This is a genomic window from Methylobacterium organophilum (assembly GCF_022533465.1).
GTDB classification, from domain to species: domain Bacteria; phylum Pseudomonadota; class Alphaproteobacteria; order Rhizobiales; family Beijerinckiaceae; genus Methylobacterium; species Methylobacterium organophilum.
In genome coordinates this window covers 493,648-512,531 of record NZ_CP092848.1, presented here as the reverse complement: position 1 = coordinate 512,531, position 18,884 = coordinate 493,648, and the positions used below count along the sequence as shown (strand labels likewise).

Genomic DNA, 18,884 nt, shown 5'->3' with positions numbered 1-18,884 from the left:
TCCTGAAAATCCGGAGTTGGCTCATGGCCCGTTTCAGCGCAGACTCGATCATCGAGGGTCTGACCTTCGACGACGTGCTCCTGCGCCCCGCAGCCTCGTCGGTGATGCCGACCGAGGTCTCGGTCGCATCGCGCCTCACCCGCTCGATCCACCTGAACCTGCCGATCGTCTCCTCGGCGATGGACACGGTCACCGAGGCGCCCATGGCCATCGCCATGGCGCAGAACGGCGGCATCGGCGTCATCCACCGCAACCTGGAGCCGGCCGAGCAGGCCGAGCAGGTCCGCCTCGTCAAGAAGTACGAGTCGGGCATGGTGCTCAACCCGATCACCATCCATCCGGACGAGACGCTGGCCGACGCGCTGAGCGTGATGAAGCTCCACAACATCTCCGGCATCCCGGTGGTGGAGCGCGGCCCCAACGGCTCCCGCGGCAAGCTCGTCGGCATCCTCACCAACCGTGACGTGCGCTTCGCGACCGAGCGCGGCCAGTCGGTCGCCGAGCTGATGACGCGGGACCGCCTCATCACCGTGCGCGAGGGCGTGACCCAGGACGAGGCCAAGCGCCTGCTCCACCAGTTCCGGATCGAGAAGCTGCTGGTGGTCGACGACCATTACCGCTGCATCGGCCTGATCACCGTCAAGGATATGGAGAAGCAGGTCGCCCACCCGAACGCGGTGAAGGACGAGCAGGGCCGCCTGCGCGTCGCCGCCGCGACCACGACCGGCGACCAGGGCTTCGAACGGGCCGAGCGCCTGATCGATGCCGGCTGCGACGTGGTGGTGGTCGACACCGCCCACGGCCACTCGATCAAGGTGCTCGACGCCGTGCGCCGGGTGAAGGCGCTCTCCAACGCCGTGCAGATCGTCGCCGGCAACGTCGCCACCCGCGAGGGCGCCCAGGCGCTGATCGATGCGGGCGCGGACGCCATCAAGGTCGGCATCGGCCCGGGCTCGATCTGCACCACCCGCATCGTGGCCGGCGTGGGCGTGCCCCAGCTGACCGCGCTGATGGAGGCGGTGGAGGCGGCCCACGACGCCGACGTGCCGGTGATCGCCGATGGCGGCATCAAGTTCTCGGGCGACCTCGCCAAGGCGATCGCCGCCGGCGCCTCGGTGGCGATGCTCGGCTCGCTGCTCGCGGGTACGGACGAGGCGCCGGGCGAGGTGTTCCTGTACCAGGGCCGCTCCTACAAGAGCTACCGCGGCATGGGCTCGGTGGGCGCCATGGCCCGCGGCTCGGCGGACCGCTACTTCCAGGCGGAGGTGAGCGACACCCACAAGCTCGTGCCGGAGGGCATCGAGGGGCAGGTCCCCTACAAGGGCCCGGTCGCCGCGGTGCTGCACCAGCTCGCCGGCGGCCTGCGCGCGGCGATGGGCTATGTCGGCGCGCCGAGCGTGCCGGAATTCCAGGAGAAGGCGCAGTTCGTGCGCATCACCAATGCCGGCCTGCGCGAGAGCCACGTCCACGACGTGACCATCACCCGCGAGAGCCCGAACTACCCGAGCCGGTAAGATCGGCAGAGTCCGGGACCGTGTCCCACGGTCCCGGATGAGGCCTTCGCCTCCGCGACCCGCATGAACGCCGGAGACCGTGCGGGTCTCTCCTCGCCCCTGGATGAGGGGGACCGCGCGCAGCGCGGTGGAGTGGGGGCGCCGAGAATCACGCCGGGCGCTTCGGGGCCGCCCCTTCCGTCCGCTTCGCGGCCACCTTCCCCGGAGGGAAAGGAAAGGCGCTCGACCCCCCTCTACGCAACCGGAGGCGACGTCTCACCCCTGCCGCTGCGCCTGGGTCACGGCCACGTGGATCAGCTCGGCCAGGGTGCGCACGCCGAGTTTCTGGCGCATCTGCGAGCAGGCATTGGTGACGGTCTTGTAGCTGACCGAGAGGTCGGCCGCGATCGCGCCGTAGGACTTGCCCTGGGCGAGGCGGGCCAGGATCTGCTGCTCGCGGGGGGTGAGCTGGGATTCGGGCGTGCGGCGCGGGTCGGCCCGCAGCATCGCCACCTCGGTGGCGAGCCGGCGGTCGAGGAAGACCTCGCCCTTGCGCACCTGCTCGAAGGCCTGGAACAGCTCGTTGGAGGCGTGGTCCTTGAGCACGTAGCCGAGCGCCCCGGCTTCGAGGGCGCGCGAGACGATGACCGGGTCGTTGTGCATCGAGAACACGAGCACCCGCGTGCCCGGCTCCACGGCGCGCATGCGGCGGATCAGGGCGAGGCCGGCCAATCCGCTGCCCTGGAAGGTGAGGTCGCAGATCACGACCTTCGGGCGCAGGCGGTGGAACAGGCGGTAGCCGGCGACCGTGCCGGTCGCCTCGGCCACGCTCTCGATGCCGGCATCCTCCAGCACGCGGCGGCAGCCCTGGAGGACGATCGGATGATCGTCGATCACGAGCACGGTCTCGGCGGGGGTGCCCTTGGCGAGGGAGTCGGCGGGGGTCTTCATCGCAAGCGCAGTCATGTCGCGGGCTTCGTCTCGAGAGAGGGCGTCGCGGCCGGGGCCGGGTGTCCGGCGGCCTGATCCTCGCCCCGCTCCGGATCGATCGGGATCGTGATCCGGACAACGGTTCCCGGCGCGGCATTGTCAAGGGTGAAGCCGCCGCCGAGGGCCTCCACGCGCTCGCGCATGCCGGAGAGGCCGAGGCCGGTGCGGTGGTCGGGGGCGAGGCCGCTGCCGTCGTCCCGCACGCTCACCGTCAGCCCCCGCGCCGTCTCGCCGGCCTTGGCGCGGACATGGCGGGCGGCGCCGTGGCGCACGGCGTTGGTCATGCTCTCCTGGATGCAGCGGAACACGGTGAGGTCGACGACGTCGCCGTAGCCGCGGCCGAGATCCTCGAAATGGCCCTCGAAGCGCGTGCCCGGATGCCGGCGGGAAAAATCCCGCAGGAGCAGGTCGAGGCATTGCGGCAGGGGAACCTCGCCCAGGGCGTGGGGGCGCAGGCGGTTGAGCAGGTCGCGGTTGAGCGTCTGCACCTGCCCGACGATGCCGGCGATGTCGCCGGCCCGGGCCGCGAGCTTGGCGCGGTCGGGCTCCGGGGCCTGGGCGAGCCGGGCCACGGAGGCGGCATTGGCCTCGAGGGCGAACAGGCAGGGCCCGAACTCGTCGTGCAATTCCAGGGCGGTGCGGCGGCGCTCGTCGTCCTGGGCGGTCAGGAGCTGCCGGTTCAGGCGGTTGTTGGCGGAGCGGGCCTCGCTCAGCGCCCCGGCCACGCTGTTGAAGCGCTCGGTGATGACCGCGAGCTCGCGGGAGGTCGGCGGGTCGAGGCGGGCGGTGTAGTCGTGCCGCTCCAGCTGGGTCAGCCCCTCCGCGAGGCCGTGCAGCGGCTTCAGCAGCCGCCCGAAGGCGAGGTAGAGCGCGGCCAGAACCGCGACGTTGAGGAGCAGGCTCGCCAGCGACAGGGAGACGGCGTCGTCCCAGCTCTCCTCGATCTCGTCGCCCGGCTCGGTGGTGATGCGGGCCGTGCCGATGGTCGCCCCGCCGGCCACGATCGGCACCTGATGCTGCTCCACCGGCGGCGCGATCAGCTGCACGAACCAGTGCGGCGCCTCCCGCGGGCGGCGGCGCAGCCCCGGCTCGTCGATGGTCACCCGCTGGCCGTTGGCGTCGAACACCGCGACGCGGACGTGGCGCAGGGTCTGGAAGCGCAGATCCAGGGTGTGGAGCAGGCTCTCGGGGCTGGGCGCCCGGGCCAGGCGGATCGTGTCCGAGACGAGCGGCTCGACGGTGGCGAGCGAAGCGCGCATCTCCACCTTCACCGCCTGTCGGGCGTTGAGCACGATGACCCCGCAGGTGGCGATGGCCGCGACCACGTCGATGGCGAGCACCACCAGGATCAGCCGCATCCGCGTGGACAGCCCGGCCCAGAAGGGCAGGGCGCCCCGGGCGGCCGGGGGCCGCTCCTGGCGCGCGGCCTCGAAGGCGTCGTGATCCGGCCTCTGGCCCATCGCCGCCTCCCTCAGCCCCGCTTGCGGGCCGGATCGCCGGGTCGGGAAGCGGCCGTGCGGGGTGCGGTCACGGTTAAGCGGCTCGAATGGAAGGCGTTTCGCGTCGGCCGGGCAGCGTGGCCGATTGGTCGCCGAAAGTCCATCTTGCTAGCCCGGCCGGGGCCTCGAGCTGCACTGAGGAATCTCTTATTGTCGTGCCCCTGTCCGGGAGGTTCTCGAAGCGCCGGCGGGCCACCTTGCCCGGGCGGGGGGGCGCCTCCGGGCGGGACGCGTCGCCCGAGTCGGGGTGTTCGAGTCCTGCCAGAGTCTTCGGATTGAGCCAGCTTGGGACGTGTGAAGTCACGTCCGGTGACCAGATCTTAAACCCATGTGCTTCATCAGATTCGTGGGGGAACGCGACTCCTCATCACTGTCGCCGGTCCTTCCGACATCTTGCCGCCGCATTGTCAGGGTCGCTTCGTCGTGACGATCAACGCTCGAAAGCCCGACCTCATGACGGTCGCCCTCCATCCCTCCGAGACCCGCGCCGCCGAGGAGCGCGCCCCGGCCGCCGCCGGCCGCAAGATCGGCCTGTTCGTCCTCGGCGGCATCGCCGGCCTCGGCCTGCTCGCCTTTTCCGTCGGGGCCTTCAGCTTCTTCTCGGACCTGGCCGATCCCCGTGCCCGCGCCGCCCGCAACGGCGCCGTCGCCGCGAGCTGGCCGGACCTGAAGGACGGCGTGCCCGCCCTGGCCGCGAAGGACGGCGCGGCCAAGGACCAGCCGGCCGTCTCGCTGCCGAGCCCCGACAGCATCCGGGCCGAGGCTCCGAAGCCCGTCCCCGAAGCGCCCAAGCCCGTGGCCGAGGCGCCGAAGCCGCCGGTCGAGGCCGCGAAGCCCGTCGCCGAGGCGCCCAAGGCCGAGGCCTCCAAGCCCGCTGCTCCGGCGAAGCTGGCCGCGGAGAAGCCGCGTCCCGCCGCGCCCGCCGCCCGCCCGCCGCTGCCCATCGCCAATGCCGCCATGGTCGGCGCGGGCGAGGCGGCCGCGCCCGCCGTGACGCCGGCCCGCACCGCCAAGCTCATCGCCCCGGCCAAGTCCGAGACCGTGAAGGCGAAGGACGAGCGGCCGAGTACCTTCGTCTCGCTGCCCTCCGCCGAGAAGCCCGCCGCGGCGACCCCCGCGCCGAAGAAGGCCGCCGCCGCGCAGCCGGCGCCGCCGGCCAAGAAGCCCGCGACCAAGGCCGTCGCCGCCGCCCAGGCCCCCGGCGAGGCCGCCAGCCCCGCCCCGGCGGCCCCGGACGAGCCCGAACTCCTCGGCGTGAAGATCCCCGGCGCCCGCGCCCTCAGCGACGGCGTGAAGGCGGTCGGCAACCTGTTCGGCGGCCAGAGCGACGAGAACTGACGGGGCGGCGCGCGCGGCCGCTCGCCGTTTCGGGCCCCCGCGAAGCAGCCCAGCGGCAGCGCCCCCTCCGGAGAGGGCGCGCGTCGTCTCCGCCCCGCGAGGACGGAGCGACCGTGTCCGCTCGCAAGGGCGTCGGGGCTGAGTGCGCGGGCTCTACTTGCCCGCGCGGCGGGCGTGCTTGGTCGCCCGGGGGCTCTTGTGCTTCTTGGGCGGGGGCGACTCGTCGCCGGGGACGCGCTCGATCTGCAGGTCGTCCGAGCCGCGGTGCCGGAAGGCCTCGGCGAAGGCGGCGGCCGCGCTGCCGCGGATCTCGAACTTGGTCTCGCGCTCGAAGATGCGGATCGCGCCGATATCGCCGCGGCCGATCTGGCCGCGCCGGGTCAGCATCGGCAGCAGGCGGCGCGGCTCGGCATTGTCGCGCTTGCCGAGATTGAGCCGGAACCAGGCGGAGGGGCCGTCCTCGCCCACCCGCGGCGCGCCGAGGGCCAGGGCCTGGTCGCGCTCCAGGGCGGTGCGCTCCCGCCGCGGCGGGTCGGCGGCGAGCTCCGTCACCTCCTCCGGCACGGGGATGCGCGAGCGGTAGATCCGGGCGAGCGCCCCGGCGAGCACCTCCGGCGCGAGGTTGGCGAGCAGCGCCTCGGCCCAGTCCTTGTCCTCCTCCGAGACCGGCTCGGTGAGCAGCGGGTCGGCGAGCATGCGCTCCCGGTCGAGGCTGCGGATCTCGTCGGCCGTGGGCGGCCCGCTCCAGGAGGGGTTCACCTTGGCGATGGCGAACATCTGCTCCGCGCGCCGGCGCCGGGCGGGGGGCACCAGCAGCACGCTGGTGCCCTTGCGGCCGGCCCGGCCGGTGCGGCCGGAGCGGTGCTGCATCACCTCCGCGTCGTGGGGCAGGTCGGCATGGATCACGAGGTCGAGGCCCGGCAGGTCGATGCCGCGGGCGGCGACGTCCGTCGCGACGCAGACCCGGGCGCGGCCGTCGCGCAGGGCCTGGAGCGCGGCGTTGCGCTCGCCCTGGCCGAGCTCGCCCGAGAGCGCCACCGCCGAGAAGCCGCGCTCGTTCAGCGAGGCCTGGAGATGGCGCACGCCGTCGCGGGTGTTGCAGAAGACGATGGAGGTCGGCGCATCGACGTAGCGCAGCACGTTGACCACCGCGTGCTCGATCTCCCGCGGCAGCACGCGCACGGCCCGGTAGGCGATGTCGGCATGCCCCCGGGTCTCGCCGGCCACGGCCAGCCGCAGGGCGTCGCGCTGGTAGCGCTCGGCCAGCGCCACGATCAGCTTCGGCAGGGTGGCGGAGAACAGGAGCGTGCGCCGCTCGGAGGGCGTGGCCGAGAGGATGAATTCGAGATCCTCGCGGAAGCCCATGTCGAGCATCTCGTCGGCCTCGTCGAGGACGACGGCGCGCAGGGCCTCCGTGCGCAGGCGCCCGCGCTCCAGATGGTCGCGGATGCGGCCCGGCGTGCCGACCACGATATGCGCGCCGGCATCGAGCGCCCGGGCCTCCTTGCGCGGATCCATGCCGCCGACATTGGCGACCACGCGGGCGCCGGTGGCGGCATAGAGCCAGGACAGCTCCCGCTGCACCTGCAGGGCGAGCTCCCGGGTCGGGGCGATGGCGAGCGCCAGGGGCGCGTCGGGGGGCGGCAGGGTCTCGGCGCCCCCGAGCAGGGTCTCGGCGATGGCGAGGCCGAAGGCCACCGTCTTGCCCGAGCCGGTCTGGGCGGAGACGAGCAGGTCGCGGCCGGCCTCCGTGTCGAGCACGGCCTGCTGCACCGGCGTGGGCTCGGCATAGTTGCGATCGGCGAGCGCCCGCGCGAGCGGGGCCGGAAGAGTCGGGAACGGCACGGGGCGGGGCCTTGAAGAAGCCGGAGCGTGAGGGCCGGGCGGGGTGCGCCGGCGCGGGCCGGCCGATTCGGGCCGGTCACGGTCGATTGCGGATCCTGCCCTTCTAGCCTCGGTGCTGCATTGCGCCAATTCCCGGCATGCATGCGGCCCGTGCGGCGTGGGATGGCGGCAGGGGCCCGAGTGCTCACGCAAGGTGCCGCCTCTGCGGTTCTCGTCTATCTGGCCGAGGATCGGCCGGTGAGCAGGCCCAACAGCATCGGATCGCGCGTGATGGAGGTTCTGGTCGTCGGAGCGGGGGTGGTCGGGCTCGCCGTCGGGCGGGCGCTGGCCCGGCGCGGCCATGCGGTGATCGTGGCCGAGGCGGCGGAGGCGATCGGCACCGGCATCTCCTCCCGCAGCTCCGAGGTGATCCATGCCGGGATGTACTACCCCGCCGGTTCCCTCCGCGCCCGCCACTGCGTGGAGGGCCGTCGCCGGCTCTACGCCTTCTGCGCGAGCCACGGCGTGCCCCATCGCCGCTGCGGCAAGCTCATCGTGGCGACGGGGGAGGCGGAGGTCGCGACCCTCGAATCCATCCTGGAGAAGGGCCGCGCCAACGGCGTCGAGGGCCTGCGCCTGATCGCGGGCGCCGAGGCCCGCGCCCGCGAGCCGAACCTCGCCTGCGTCGCCGCCCTCGAGTCGCCGGAGACCGGTATCGTCGACAGCCATACCCTGATGCTGGCGCTCCAGGGCGACCTCGAGGCGGCCGGCGGCGTGCTCGCCCTCCGCACGCGCATCGACGGGCTCGGCCCCGAGGGCGCCGGCTGGCGCCTGCGCTTCGGGGAGGAGACGCTCGCCGTCGATGCCGTGGTGAACGCCGCCGGGCTCGGCGCGCAGGCCCTGGCCCGGGCGGTGGAGGGGTTTCCGCAGGAGCGGGTGCCGCCCCTGGTGCTGGCCAAGGGCAACTATTTCGGCTGCGCCGCCAGGCCCGCCTTCTCGCGGCTGATCTATCCGGCGCCGGTGGTGGGCGGCCTCGGCACGCATCTCACCCTCGATCTCGCCGGGCGCATGCGCTTCGGCCCCGATGTGGAATGGCTCGACACCGCCGATCCGGCGCAGGTGGACTATGCCGTCGATCCGGCCCGGGCGGCCTCCTTCGCGGCGGCGATCCGGCGCTACTGGCCCGGTCTGCCGGAGGGCGCCCTGGTTCCGGATTATGCGGGCCTCCGCCCGAAGCTCACTGGCCCGGAGGCGCCGGCCGCCGATTTCAGGATCGAGGGTCCCGCGGAGCACGGCCTGCCGGGGCTGGTGCATCTCTTCGGCATTGAGAGCCCGGGACTGACGGCCTCACTCTCGCTGGCGGAGGATGTGGCGGACCGGCTCGAAGCTTAGGAGTCGCTGTCTCGGGATGACGCGGCGGTGGCCGCGCGTTCCTAGAAGAAGAGGGGGAGATCCGGTGGCGGGGCTACCCAGACATAAAAGAGGCCGCTCCACGAAGGAGCGGCCCGAAGTCTAGGGAGGAAACGCCCAATGAAGGGCACACCGTCGCGACGCCATCGCGGCGGTGGGTGACGACCTTTTGCCACCTCACGCTGCGCCGCACAAACCGGTTCCGCGCGTACCTGGCATACCAGAAACGCATGAAAACGTTTTCAAGCTCGTTCGTCGCGGGGGCTGTGCCCGGGGCGGGATGGGTCCGGACGATGCGGCGCCCGGACGCGGTTCGCGCGCATCCGTAAGGACGGACGTGGCAAAGCGATGCGGCTCAGTCGCAGCGCTCCTTCTGGACCGTCTCGCGGTCGCCGTCGTCGTTCTCGCGGGTCACGGTGGTGCGCTCGCAGCCGCCGACGCGGGGCGGGACCTCGACCTCGCGGCGCTCGATCACCGCGGCGGGGCGATCGCGCACGACCACGGCGGGCTCGTCGCGCTCGATGATCGTGGTCTGGGCGAGCGCCGGGGCGGCCGCGGCCATGAGGGCCGCGGCAAGGGGAAGCGTCAGGCGCATGGATCAACTCCTGGCTGTCGTTCGTACGGAAGCAAACGAGCACGCGAGCTGAACCGTTCCGGCGGGGTGCCGGGCCTCAGGCCGGCGCGGCGAGGGCTGTCTCGATGGCGTCCGTGAGCGCGGCGGGCTTCGTCCGGGGGCCGAAACGGGCGAGCACCGTCCCGTCGCGGCCGACCAGGAACTTGGTGAAGTTCCACTTGATCGCCCGGGTGCCGAGCAGCCCCGCCTTCTCCCGCTTCAGGTGCGCGTAGAGCGGCTCGGCCCCGTCGCCGTTCACCGCCACCTTGGCGAGGACGGGGAAGGTGACGTCGTAGGTGAGGGAGCAGAACTGCGCGATCTCCGCCGCGTCACCCGGCTCCTGGGCGCCGAACTGGTTGCAGGGCAGGCCGAGCACCACCAGCCCCGCCGCGCCGTAGCGCCGCCACAGGGCCTCCAGCCCCTCGTATTGCGGGGTGAAGCCGCATTTCGAGGCGGTGTTGACGATCAGGAGCACCTTGCCGCGGTAGCGGTCGAGGGCATGGGGCTCGCCCGTCGCGTCCCGGGGGGCGAAGGCGTAGATGTCGCGCATATCGGGCCCTTCTCACGGCCGTCCTGCATCGCCGCTCTTCCAAGGATCGGCAAGTGCAGGATCGTGCATTGTTCAGTTGTAGCGGCCTTTGTCTGCGGGCCGGGAGGATTGCGCAAGCCTGAGTAGGCGGCATTGCTTGGAGACATTCCAGAGTAGACCGGTCGAACAGGACACAACAGCGGGAAAACCGTCGAGGGTGCGATTGCATCGTCGCGCCTGCGGAGCTAGGCGGCGCGGGAAAACGTGACCATCCCGCGCTCGAGAGGCCGTCCCGCATGCCGTCGCATCTCCTGTCCGCCCGCGCCGCCCTGCTGAGCCTGAGCCTCGCCCTCGCCGGGCCGGCCCTCGCCCAGGACGCGGCGCCGGAAGCCGCCCCCGAGGCCGCGCCGGAGGCGGCCCCCGCCCACAAGGCCAAGCCCAAGCCCCGGCCGAAGCCCGCCCCGAAGAAGGAGGAGGCGGCCAAGGAGGCGGCCAAGCCCGCCGGGCAGGAGGGCACGCTGCTGGAGCCGGGCCAGGCCGCGGCCGGCTCGGCCCCCTGGCCCAACGGCGCCAGCGCCGTCAGCGAGAGCTACGGCGACTGGAACGTCAACTGCAACCGCACCGAGGGCAAGCCGGACTGCGTCGTCATCCAGTCCCAGGGCGACCGCCGCACCGGCCGCCGCCAGTTCAGCATCGAGCTGCGCACCCCGAAGGACGGCCGGGCCGAGGGCCTGATCCTGATGCCCTTCGGCCTCCAGATCGAGCCGGGCGTGAGCTTCAAGCTCGACGACCGGGCGCTGGGCAAGGGCGCGCCCTATTCCTTCTGCGTCAACGATGGCTGCCTCGTGCCGATCAGCCTGCCGACGCTCGCCACCGACACGATGAAGACCGCCCAGAACCTCACCGTGTCCGGCACCAAGCCCGAGGCGACGGAGCCGACCACGATCACGGTTCCGATGTCCGGCTTCGCCGCCGCCTTCGCCCGGGCGATCGCGCTCGGGGGCTGAGGGGAGACCGCCCCCCGAGCGAGGCGGGTCAGGGCCAGACCTTGATCGCCACGGGCCGCTTCACGAGGTCGCGGTCGGAGGTGATGGCGCAGCCCTCGACGCGCAGGGTCGCGTAGGTGAGGAGCGCCGTGTCGCCGACATCGTCGAAGTTGCGCCCCTGCGCCTGCGGGTCGAGCAGGGAGGGATAGGCGATCAGCCCGCCGCCGGCCCCGCAGGGATCGTCGTAGAGGGTGGGCCCGGCGAGGAGCAGCCGCGGGGCGTCCCAGGTCAGGAGATCGCGCGAGCTCGTCCAGTAGAAGCCCGATTGCGGGAACAGCCCGCCGGCCTTGGCCATGAACACGGCGATCCAGGCCCCGGTGCCGCGGTGGCGCACCACGGCGCCCACGGGGGCGGGGAAGGGGGCGATGGCTGCGCAGGTCGCCGCCGGCTTGACGGGCGTGCGGTAGGGATCGGGGAAGGCGGCGGTGAAGCCGCGCCCGGTCCAGGCCCGCCAGCGGCCGGGATCGGCGGGGTCGTCGGTGCGGAACAGGCAGGCGCCGCCCGCCTGGTCGCTGCCCGGCCGCTCCCAGCCCGTGGTCGAGACGAAGACGTAGCGCCAGCGCCCGTCGCCGACGATGTTGGAGGGGTTGAAGAAACCCCGGTGCCGGCCCTGGTCCACCTCCTGCCGGAAGGGGGCGGCGGCCACCACCGCGGGCGGGTCCGTCCGGGTGAAGCGGGCGCCGCCGTCCCGCGAGGCGGCGGTGGTGATCGTGTTGTACCAGCACTCTAGATAGACCTTCGAGCGGCAGCGGCCCGGATGCTCGTTGGCCTGGTATTCGTGGTGGAGCAGGGCGGCGACGGCCGTGCCGTCCTCGGTCCAGGTCGCGGTGATCCAGGAGCGGTCGTCATAGGCGGCCGGATCGGGCTTCTCCCCCGACTCGAGCACGACCCCGCAATCGATCCGGAGATGGTCGAAATCGGGCCCGCGCAGGCGCCGGTTGCGGTAATGCAGCCCGAACAGGGCGAGCCCGCCCCCCGCCTCCCGGAAGGCGCGGGCGGAGGCATCGGGCACGTCGGCCCCGTCGCAGGCATCCTTTTGCGCGCGGAAGATCGGCACCGGCGGCCCGACCAGGGTCAGGGCCGAGAGCGGCGGCTCGGTTCCCGCCCGGGCGGGCAGCGCCGCGGGAAGCAGCAGGGCCAGCAGGAGAAGGAGAAGAAGGCCGGCGCGGCGGTGGGTCATCGTGTCGGCCTGGACAAAGCGGCCAAGTCTAGTGTCTTGAACGGTTACAAAGAGCTTGGCGCTCGCCCGAAGGGGGCGCCGCATCCACAGCCAACCGTTCCGGGTGCATGCATGGCGATCCTGATCCTCGGTCTCGTGCTGTTCCTGGGCACGCATGCCTTCACCATGCTGCGGGGCCCGCGCGCCGGGCTGATCGGCCGTTTCGGCGAGAACGGGTACAAGCTCGGCTACACCGCCCTGTCGATCCTCGGGCTCGGGCTCACGGTCTACGGCTATCAGCTCTACCGGGCGAACGGCATGATCCCGGTCTGGGACCCGCCGGTCTGGACGCGCCATCTCGCGGTGCTGCTCACCCTGTTCGCCTTCATCAGCCTCGCCGCCGCGGGCAAGAAGCCGAGCCACATCCAGGCCGCGGTGAAGCACCCGATGCTGCTCGGCGTGAAGATCTGGGCGACGGCGCATCTGATCGCCAACGGCGATCTCGGCTCGATCCTGCTCTTCGGCGGCTTCCTGGCCTGGGCGGTCTCGGCGCGGATCAGCCTGAAGCGCCGCCGGGACGAGCCCGTCGCCAAGCTGCCGAAGCCCGCCCCCGCCGGCTGGCGCCGCGACATCACCGCCGTCCTCGGCGGCCTCGTGGTCTGGTTCGTCTTCGGCAAGTACCTGCACCCGCTCCTGATCGGCGTGCAGGCCTGGCCGGGGCAGGGCTGAGGGGGCGCGGTGCGCCGCCGGCGCGGAGGGGCGCCCGCTGCCGGCCCCTTTCGGACCTTTGCAACGTCTGCTTGCCAGCAACCTTGCTGACCCCGTTCACTCACGCGTCCGATCCATGCGCGAGAAGAGGTCTCAGCGATCGAAGCGACCCCTGATCTTTGGAAGGGGATGCGAGATGGCGGCAGTCTTTGATCGTCGCCTTGGCCGTGTCGATGGCAATCGAGACCGCTGATATCGTCCGCTCGTCCGGGTCGCGCTCCCGAGCGTAGCGCACAACGTCCGTGGCAAGCCGGTCGACCTCGACGTTGAGCGCCTCGATGGCTGCCGGATCTGTCAGCGTCCGGGCCTGCTCGGTGACCTCCAGCAAACGGTCAATGATCTCGTCGATCCGCTCGCGGCGCAGGCTGGACAAGCGCTGGCGCAGCCATGCGAGCGCCGAGAACAAGCCGCCGGCCAGAGCGCCCAGCAGGTAGAGGGTGTCGCCGTAGCGGTCGACGAAGCCGTGCTGCTCGCGCTCGTAGTAGTCGATGGCACCAGGATGGATCGGGACACGCGCGCTCGTCGCCGCGGCGGTCGTGTCGTAGGCCGGCGCCTGGACGTACTCGGCGGCATCCGTCTTCTCGGTGGCCGCAGTGCGCTTCTCGAAGAGCTGCTGCGTGACATCGGCCGCCACGACGCGACTGAGGGAGGCGCGCGCCATCAGTCGGTAGGAGGCTCCCACCGTCTTCACGTCGTCGGCGGGCAGCTTGGGGTCACCCGCGAAGAGGCCGCCCGGGATCGTCACGGCCTGAAGGCGCGGGAAGCGCTCAATGATGGCGCCATCGTCCTCGACCGCCACGAACTCGATCTTGCCGTTGCGGGCAACCGAGCGTACGGCACCCACCAGGGCCAAAGCTTTGGGTGCCGAGGGTGCGATGATGCTGACGAAAGCATCGATCCGCTTGTCGCGGAATGCAGCTGCGACAGCATCCTGATCGACCCGGACGAGATGGACTGCGCCCTCCCGGACGGGCCCACCGGCCGCTTCGGTATCGAGGGCCAGGCCGTGGTAGCCGAGGATGTTTTTCAAAAGCGAGAAGTCGGCGTCCCGGTGGGCCGCGATGCCGAGCCGCTTGCCGGCAAGCTTCGGAAAGCTCTTGATGCCAGCCTGTGCCGGTGAGGCGATGATCATCGCCTGATCGCGCAGGATCGCGAGCGTCAGCCCGTTGGTGGGGAGCAGCACATCGGGCCGGACCACCGCGAGGTCGGCGCGCCCGTCCTGAAGGGCAGCCGCGCTCTCGCGCACGTCGTCGAAGGAGAGGATTTTGAGGCGGACGCCCTCTTGGCCCGCGTCCAGGGCATCGGCGTAGGCCTTGATCAGCTCCGGCTCCGTGCCGTCCCGCGGGGCGACCGCGATGGTGAGCACGCTGGCCTGCAAGAGGTACCAGGCCGCGACCGCGCTCGCACCGACCGCGAGGGTGGCCGCCAGGAGCAGCGACTCGCGGCGCATCAGCCAGGCTGGAACGGGAAGCATGCGTGTCGCGCCTCGCAGGATCGGGCCTTCTGCGCAAGGCAATGCTCGAGGTTGCCGCAAGTGCCATCTGGGCGCGGAGCGCTCGGTACAGGCGCGCCGTGTCCACGCCAGCACGGGGCCATGTCTGCTTCGAAGATGCGGCGGAACGCGGTCAAATGACCGGTTGTGGGGACAAGGCGGCACGTCCGCTTGCGGGCGGCGAGCGAATCGCCGCTTTCCACTCCCAGAAGACCTTGATCGGTACAGCAGACATCTTCGCCCGGGGCGTAGAGCGAACCTAAGCCAGCCCGGTCGCAGGTCGCGTCCAACCCCCGCCAGATATCTGCCTACGATCGTGCGAGGGAACCGCACCGCGCCTCGAACTTCGCCCTCCCGGCCTCCTCCGCAAAACCCCGCCCAGTCGCCAACCGGAACCGACTGTGCTAGGCGCGGCGGCGGCGTGAGCGCTCTGTGCCGGGCCGGGGATGGTCCGGCGGAACGGGGCCGCCGCGAATGACAGGTTTCGGAGCCGGGCCCGGCGCAACGCAGGCGGGCAGGGCTCCACGAGGGATCGGCGCCGGAGCGGCGCCCGAGGGACGATGGCCGAGAACAACGAGTTCTTCCGCGAGGTCGACGAGGATTATCGCCGCGACCAGATCGCCAAGGTCTGGAAGCGCTACAGCGGGCTGTTCATCGCGCTCGCCGTGCTCCTCGTCGCGGGCGTGGGCGGCTGGCGCTACTGGGAGCATGTCCAGCGCACGCGGGCGGAGGCCGCCTCCGAGCAGTTCGACAAGGCGGCCAAGCTCGCCCAGGGCGGCAACAGCGCCGAGGCCGGCAAGGCCTTCGCCGCGCTGGAGACGGAGGGGCCGAAGGGCTACGCCGTGCTCGCCCGCTTCCGCGCCGCCGCCGAGACCTCGAAGACCGATGCCGCCGGTGCCGCCGCGGCCTACGACAAGCTCGCCACCGATCCTGCGGTGGGCGACGGGCTGCAGGAGCTCGCCCGGCTGCGCGCCGCCCTGCTGCGGCTCGATGCGGCCGATCCGGCCCCGGCGCTGGCGAGCCTGCAGGGGCTCGCCGCCCCCACCGGCATCTTCCGCCACACCGCCCGCGAGATGCTGGGGCTGACCGCCCTGCGCAAGGGCGACTATGACGGCGCGGCCAAGTGGTTCGGGCAGATCGCCGAGGACGGCGAGACCCCGCAGGGCCTGCGCCAGCGCATCGAGGTCTACGAGGCCCTGGTGGCCGGCGGCCCGGTCACGCTCACCGCGGCCCAGCCCGAGGCCGCGGCGCCCCCGCCGATCACGCGGTAGGGGTCTTCCGCCACCGCCATCCCGTTCCATCGGGCGAAGGGCATTCCCCTTCGCCCGTTGATGCTTTTAAACCTGCTCTCTCCGGCGGCCCTGCGCGGGCGCCGGACGCCTCTTGACCGGAACTGACCCCATGGATCTGCCGACCGTCGCGATCGTCGGCCGCCCGAATGTCGGCAAGTCGACCCTGTTCAACCGCCTCGTCGGCCGCAAGCTCGCCCTGGTCGACGACCGGCCCGGCGTGACCCGGGACCGCCGCGAGGGCGACGTCGCCTTCGGCGGCCTCAAGTTCCGGGTGATCGACACCGCCGGCCTGGAGGAGGCGGATGCCGATTCGCTCACCGGCCGCATGCGCGCCCAAACCGAGGCGGCCATCCTCGAGGCGGATGTCGTCCTGTTCGTGATCGACGCCCGGGCCGGCCTGCTCCCCGCCGACCAGCCCTTCGCCGAACTGGTGCGCCGGGCCGGCTGCCCGGTGATCCTGATCGCCAACAAGGCGGAGGGCGGGGCCGGCATGGCCGGCGCCTACGAATCCTTCGCCCTCGGCCTCGGCGACCCGATCCCCTTCTCCGCCGAGCATGGCGAGGGCCTGGGCGAGTTGCACGATGCCCTGCGGGAGGCCCTGCCCGAGCCCGACGCGGAGGACGAGGATGCGGAGGAGGGCCCCGGCGGGCGCAGCCTGCGCGTCGCCATCGTCGGCCGGCCCAATGCCGGCAAGTCGACGCTGATCAACCGCATGCTCGGCGAGGACCGGCTGCTGGTCGGCCCGGAGGCGGGCATCACCCGCGATTCCATCTCCCTCGACTGGATCTGGCGCGGCCGCAAGATCAAGCTGCACGACACCGCCGGCATGCGCCGCCGCGCCCGCATCGACGACAAGCTGGAAAAGCTCGCGGTCTCGGACGGCCTGCGCGCCGTGCGCTTCGCCGAGGTGGTGGTGGTGCTCCTCGACGCGACCATTCCTTTCGAGAAGCAGGACCTCACCATCGTCGATCTCGTCGAGAGCGAGGGCCGCGCCCTGGTGATCGGCCTCAACAAGTGGGACCTCGTCGCCGACCAGCCCGGCCTCCTCAAGACCCTGCGGGAGGATTGCACCCGCCTGCTGCCGCAGGTGCGCGGCGTCGCCGTGGTGCCGCTCTCGGGGCTCGCCGGCGAGGGCATCGACCGGCTGATGCAGGCCGTGGTCGGGGCTTCCGAGGTGTGGGAGAAGCGCATGCCCACCGCCAAGATCAACGCCTGGCTCACCGATGCCGTGCAGCGCAACCCGCCGCCCGCCGTCTCGGGCCGGCGCATCAAGATCCGCTACGCGACCCAGGTGAAGAGCCGGCCGCCGCATTTCGCCCTGTTCGGCAACCAGCTCGACGCCCTGCCGAAATCCTATACCCGCTACCTCGTCAACGGCCTGCGCGAGACCTTCGACCTGCCCGGCACGCCGATCCGCCTGTCCCTGCGCACCACCAAGAACCCGTTCGACAAGGGCTAGGGCCCCACCCGCCGCAGCACGAAGGTGGTGCCGACATCCGGGTCGCGCCGCCAGGTGCCGTCCGGGGTCCGGACCAGGGCCAGGGCGTGGCCGCGGCGGGCCTTGAGCGTGAGGTGGCCGTCGGCGAAGTGCCAGGAGACCGGGTCGAAGGTCTTGATGCCGCGGTCCCGGCATTCGGGCATCAGCCGGGCCGGGGACGGATCGGCGCCGGGCTCCAGGGAGAGCCGGCAGGTGTCGCTCTCGGCGAAGCGGTCGAGGGCGTAGATCCCGGGGGTGAAGCCGGCCCGGGCCGGCGCCGGGGCGGGCGGTGCGGCGGCTTCGGCCGGCCTCAGGGTGTCGGCGGGCAGAACCGGCGCCGCGCCGGGGATGGTGCGGCTCGCCCCCGCCTCCGCTTCCGCCGGGGCCTGGGGTTCGCCCGCGGCCGGCTTCGGCGCCATCAGCGCGATCTGGAGAGGCACGAAATGGTAGCGGGTGCCGTCCTCGGCGGTGGCCGTGAGGCTGCGCTCGTCCATGCTCTTCGAGAAGATCAGGAGCGGGCGCACATTGCTGTCGACGAGGCGGATCTTGCCGTCGCCGATCAGCCAGCCCGCCACCTTGCCGAGCAGGGGCAGCGCCCGCCGGCAGCCGGCGGGGAAGCGCACGGCGCGCCCGTTCGGCCCGCTTTCCAAGGAGAGGGTGAGCATGCAGCGCCGGCTGCCGCCCTCGTTGGCGAGGTCCCAGGTGCCTTCCGCCTCGCTCAAGGAATCGGGCAGCGTCCGCCCGAGGGCCGGGGCCTCGCCCTCCGGCAGGGCCATCCCGGTGCCGGGGGGCTCCTGCGCGCGGGCGGGGGCGGCGCTCAGCCAGGCGGCGCAGGCGAGGGCGCAGGCGGTGGCGGGGATCTTCATCGCGGCGTCCAGGGCGTCTCGGGCACGGGGGTGAGCGGCCCCTTGCCGTCGAACCAGGCGATCAGGTTGTCGACCTGAAGCCGCCCCATCGCCCGGCGCGTATGGACCGAGCCGGAGCCGACATGGGGCAGCAGCACCACATTCTCCAGCCCCAGCAGCGCCTCCGGCACATGCGGCTCCCCGGCGAAGACGTCGAGCCCGGCGGCGTGGAGCGTGCCCGCCTGGAGCGCGGCGATCAGGGCCGGCTCGTCGACAATGCTGCCGCGGGCGACGTTGACGACGATGCCCTCCGGCCCGAGCGCGGCCAGCACGGCGGCATCGACCAGCCCCCGGGTCTCCGGCCCGCCCGGGGCCACGATCATCAGGGTGTCGACGGCCTCGGCCATCCCGATCAGGCTGTCGTGATAGGCGTAAGGAATCTCCGGCTGCTTCCGGCGCCCGTGATAGGCGATCGCCACCCCGAAGCCCTCCAGCCGCTTGGCGATGGCGAGCCCGATCCGCCCGAGCCCGAGGATGCCGACCCGGCGCTCCCGCAGGGTCGCGGTCAGCGGATAGGATTTTTCGGGCCAGCGCCCGGCCCGCAGGTAGCGGTCGGCCTGGGGGATCTGGCGCACGGTGGCGAGCAGCAGCCCGAGGGCGAGGTCGGCCACCTCGTCGGAGAGCACGTCCGGCGTGTGGGTGACGATCACCCCGCGCCGGGCGGCCTCGGCCACGTCGATGGTCTCGTAGCCGACCCCGAAGCTGGACACGATCTCGAGCCGCGGCAGCCGGTCGAGCAGGGCGGCGTCGATCGGCGCATGCGCCGCCACCGCCATCCCGCGGATGTTCGGCCCGACCTCCCGCAGGAAGGCGTCCCGGTCCGCCGCCGCGTGCAGGGCGTGCAGCCGGAAGCGCGCGGCGAGCGCCTCCATCACGCTCGGCTGCAACGTCTTCAGGAGCAGGATCTCGGGTGTCTCTCGGCGCTCGCCCACGGCAACCGGGCTCCCTCACGGCCACGCAACCCCCCGGCCTTAGCGCCGCGCCCGGGGAGGGGCAATCGAGCCGTGGCGCTCATATGAGCGCTTCCCGCGTCGACGCGGCGGCAGCCG

16 protein-coding genes are annotated in these 18,884 nt (G+C 72.3%); 7 read left to right on the top strand and 9 right to left on the bottom strand.

What is annotated here, in order from left to right; translation table 11 throughout:
• Positions 1-23: 23 nt before the first annotated feature.
• Complete coding sequence (gene guaB / locus MMB17_RS02305) at positions 24-1,514, top strand: IMP dehydrogenase (protein ID WP_238311806.1); 1,491 nt, start codon at positions 24-26, stop codon at positions 1,512-1,514.
• 255 nt (positions 1,515-1,769) lie between these two features.
• On the opposite strand, the gene MMB17_RS02300 is transcribed toward guaB, so the two are convergent.
• Complete coding sequence (locus tag MMB17_RS02300) at positions 1,770-2,444, bottom strand: response regulator transcription factor (RefSeq protein ID WP_238311975.1); 675 nt, start codon at positions 2,442-2,444, stop codon at positions 1,770-1,772.
• A gap of 11 nt (positions 2,445-2,455) precedes the next feature.
• Complete coding sequence (locus MMB17_RS02295) at positions 2,456-3,943, bottom strand: ATP-binding protein (protein WP_420847318.1); 1,488 nt, start codon at positions 3,941-3,943, stop codon at positions 2,456-2,458.
• A gap of 492 nt (positions 3,944-4,435) precedes the next feature.
• On the opposite strand from MMB17_RS02295, the gene MMB17_RS02290 reads away from it, so the two are divergent.
• Positions 4,436-5,320, top strand: a complete 885-nt coding sequence (locus tag MMB17_RS02290) for a hypothetical protein (RefSeq protein ID WP_241100926.1) — start codon at positions 4,436-4,438, stop codon at positions 5,318-5,320.
• 153 nt (positions 5,321-5,473) lie between these two features.
• On the opposite strand, the gene MMB17_RS02285 is transcribed toward MMB17_RS02290, so the two are convergent.
• Positions 5,474-7,165, bottom strand: a complete 1,692-nt coding sequence (locus MMB17_RS02285; protein WP_241100925.1) for a DEAD/DEAH box helicase — start codon at positions 7,163-7,165, stop codon at positions 5,474-5,476.
• Between the two features lie 270 nt (positions 7,166-7,435).
• On the opposite strand from MMB17_RS02285, the gene MMB17_RS02280 reads away from it, so the two are divergent.
• Positions 7,436-8,536: an NAD(P)/FAD-dependent oxidoreductase gene (locus tag MMB17_RS02280; protein ID WP_241102098.1), complete on the top strand. Its 1,101-nt coding sequence runs from the start codon at positions 7,436-7,438 to the stop codon at positions 8,534-8,536.
• A 373-nt stretch (positions 8,537-8,909) separates the two neighbouring features.
• Here MMB17_RS02280 and MMB17_RS02275 read toward each other — a convergent pair whose 3' ends face one another.
• Together MMB17_RS02275 and MMB17_RS02270 are read right to left on the bottom strand one after the other, a co-directional pair.
• Positions 8,910-9,149, bottom strand: a complete 240-nt coding sequence (locus MMB17_RS02275) for a hypothetical protein (protein WP_241100924.1) — start codon at positions 9,147-9,149, stop codon at positions 8,910-8,912.
• Between the two features lie 76 nt (positions 9,150-9,225).
• Entirely contained in the window at positions 9,226-9,717 is a 492-nt protein-coding gene (locus MMB17_RS02270; RefSeq protein ID WP_241100923.1) for a glutathione peroxidase, read from the bottom strand.
• Between the two features lie 275 nt (positions 9,718-9,992).
• On the opposite strand from MMB17_RS02270, the gene MMB17_RS02265 reads away from it, so the two are divergent.
• Entirely contained in the window at positions 9,993-10,703 is a 711-nt protein-coding gene (locus MMB17_RS02265) for an invasion associated locus B family protein (RefSeq protein WP_241100922.1), read from the top strand.
• A 28-nt stretch (positions 10,704-10,731) separates the two neighbouring features.
• Here the strand turns inward: MMB17_RS02265 and MMB17_RS02260 are convergent, their stop codons facing one another.
• Entirely contained in the window at positions 10,732-11,922 is a 1,191-nt protein-coding gene (locus MMB17_RS02260; protein WP_241100921.1) for a DUF4185 domain-containing protein, read from the bottom strand.
• Between the two features lie 111 nt (positions 11,923-12,033).
• On the opposite strand from MMB17_RS02260, the gene MMB17_RS02255 reads away from it, so the two are divergent.
• Complete coding sequence (locus tag MMB17_RS02255) at positions 12,034-12,630, top strand: NnrU family protein (RefSeq protein WP_238311799.1); 597 nt, start codon at positions 12,034-12,036, stop codon at positions 12,628-12,630.
• A gap of 100 nt (positions 12,631-12,730) precedes the next feature.
• On the opposite strand, the gene MMB17_RS02250 is transcribed toward MMB17_RS02255, so the two are convergent.
• Positions 12,731-14,143: a TAXI family TRAP transporter solute-binding subunit gene (locus MMB17_RS02250; protein ID WP_241100920.1), complete on the bottom strand. Its 1,413-nt coding sequence runs from the start codon at positions 14,141-14,143 to the stop codon at positions 12,731-12,733.
• Between the two features lie 578 nt (positions 14,144-14,721).
• Here MMB17_RS02250 and MMB17_RS02245 point away from each other — a divergent pair.
• Both MMB17_RS02245 and der read left to right on the top strand, forming a co-directional pair.
• Positions 14,722-15,432, top strand: a complete 711-nt coding sequence (locus MMB17_RS02245) for a tetratricopeptide repeat protein (protein WP_238311797.1) — start codon at positions 14,722-14,724, stop codon at positions 15,430-15,432.
• A 130-nt stretch (positions 15,433-15,562) separates the two neighbouring features.
• Positions 15,563-16,912 carry a ribosome biogenesis GTPase Der gene (gene der, locus MMB17_RS02240; RefSeq protein WP_238311796.1) on the top strand — a complete coding sequence of 450 codons (1,350 nt, stop codon included), beginning with the start codon at positions 15,563-15,565 and terminating at the stop codon, positions 16,910-16,912.
• Here the strand turns inward: der and MMB17_RS02235 are convergent.
• The gene (locus MMB17_RS02235) at positions 16,909-17,796 is read right to left on the bottom strand and encodes an AprI/Inh family metalloprotease inhibitor (protein ID WP_241100919.1); all 888 of its coding nucleotides are present in this window, start codon (positions 17,794-17,796) and stop codon (positions 16,909-16,911) included. The two genes, der and MMB17_RS02235, sit on opposite strands and share 4 nt — an antisense overlap.
• Positions 17,793-18,707, bottom strand: a complete 915-nt coding sequence (locus MMB17_RS02230) for a 2-hydroxyacid dehydrogenase (RefSeq protein WP_241102097.1) — start codon at positions 18,705-18,707, stop codon at positions 17,793-17,795. The genes MMB17_RS02235 and MMB17_RS02230 overlap by 4 nt, the downstream gene beginning before the upstream one ends.
• Positions 18,708-18,884: the final 177 nt, after the last annotated feature.

Coding starts and splice junctions, on each gene's coding strand:
- guaB (WP_238311806.1), top strand. CDS start 24: ATGGCCCGTTTCAGCGCAGACTCGATCATCGAGGGTCTGACCTTCGAC.
- MMB17_RS02300 (WP_238311975.1), bottom strand. CDS start 2,444: ATGAAGACCCCCGCCGACTCCCTCGCCAAGGGCACCCCCGCCGAGACC.
- MMB17_RS02295 (WP_420847318.1), bottom strand. CDS start 3,943: ATGGGCCAGAGGCCGGATCACGACGCCTTCGAGGCCGCGCGCCAGGAG.
- MMB17_RS02290 (WP_241100926.1), top strand. CDS start 4,436: ATGACGGTCGCCCTCCATCCCTCCGAGACCCGCGCCGCCGAGGAGCGC.
- MMB17_RS02280 (WP_241102098.1), top strand. CDS start 7,436: ATGGAGGTTCTGGTCGTCGGAGCGGGGGTGGTCGGGCTCGCCGTCGGG.
- MMB17_RS02275 (WP_241100924.1), bottom strand. CDS start 9,149: ATGCGCCTGACGCTTCCCCTTGCCGCGGCCCTCATGGCCGCGGCCGCC.
- MMB17_RS02270 (WP_241100923.1), bottom strand. CDS start 9,717: ATGCGCGACATCTACGCCTTCGCCCCCCGGGACGCGACGGGCGAGCCC.
- MMB17_RS02265 (WP_241100922.1), top strand. CDS start 9,993: ATGCCGTCGCATCTCCTGTCCGCCCGCGCCGCCCTGCTGAGCCTGAGC.
- MMB17_RS02260 (WP_241100921.1), bottom strand. CDS start 11,922: ATGACCCACCGCCGCGCCGGCCTTCTTCTCCTTCTCCTGCTGGCCCTG.
- MMB17_RS02255 (WP_238311799.1), top strand. CDS start 12,034: ATGGCGATCCTGATCCTCGGTCTCGTGCTGTTCCTGGGCACGCATGCC.
- MMB17_RS02250 (WP_241100920.1), bottom strand. CDS start 14,143: ATGCTTCCCGTTCCAGCCTGGCTGATGCGCCGCGAGTCGCTGCTCCTG.
- MMB17_RS02245 (WP_238311797.1), top strand. CDS start 14,722: ATGGCCGAGAACAACGAGTTCTTCCGCGAGGTCGACGAGGATTATCGC.
- der (WP_238311796.1), top strand. CDS start 15,563: ATGGATCTGCCGACCGTCGCGATCGTCGGCCGCCCGAATGTCGGCAAG.
- MMB17_RS02235 (WP_241100919.1), bottom strand. CDS start 17,796: ATGAAGATCCCCGCCACCGCCTGCGCCCTCGCCTGCGCCGCCTGGCTG.
- MMB17_RS02230 (WP_241102097.1), bottom strand. CDS start 18,707: ATGGAGGCGCTCGCCGCGCGCTTCCGGCTGCACGCCCTGCACGCGGCG.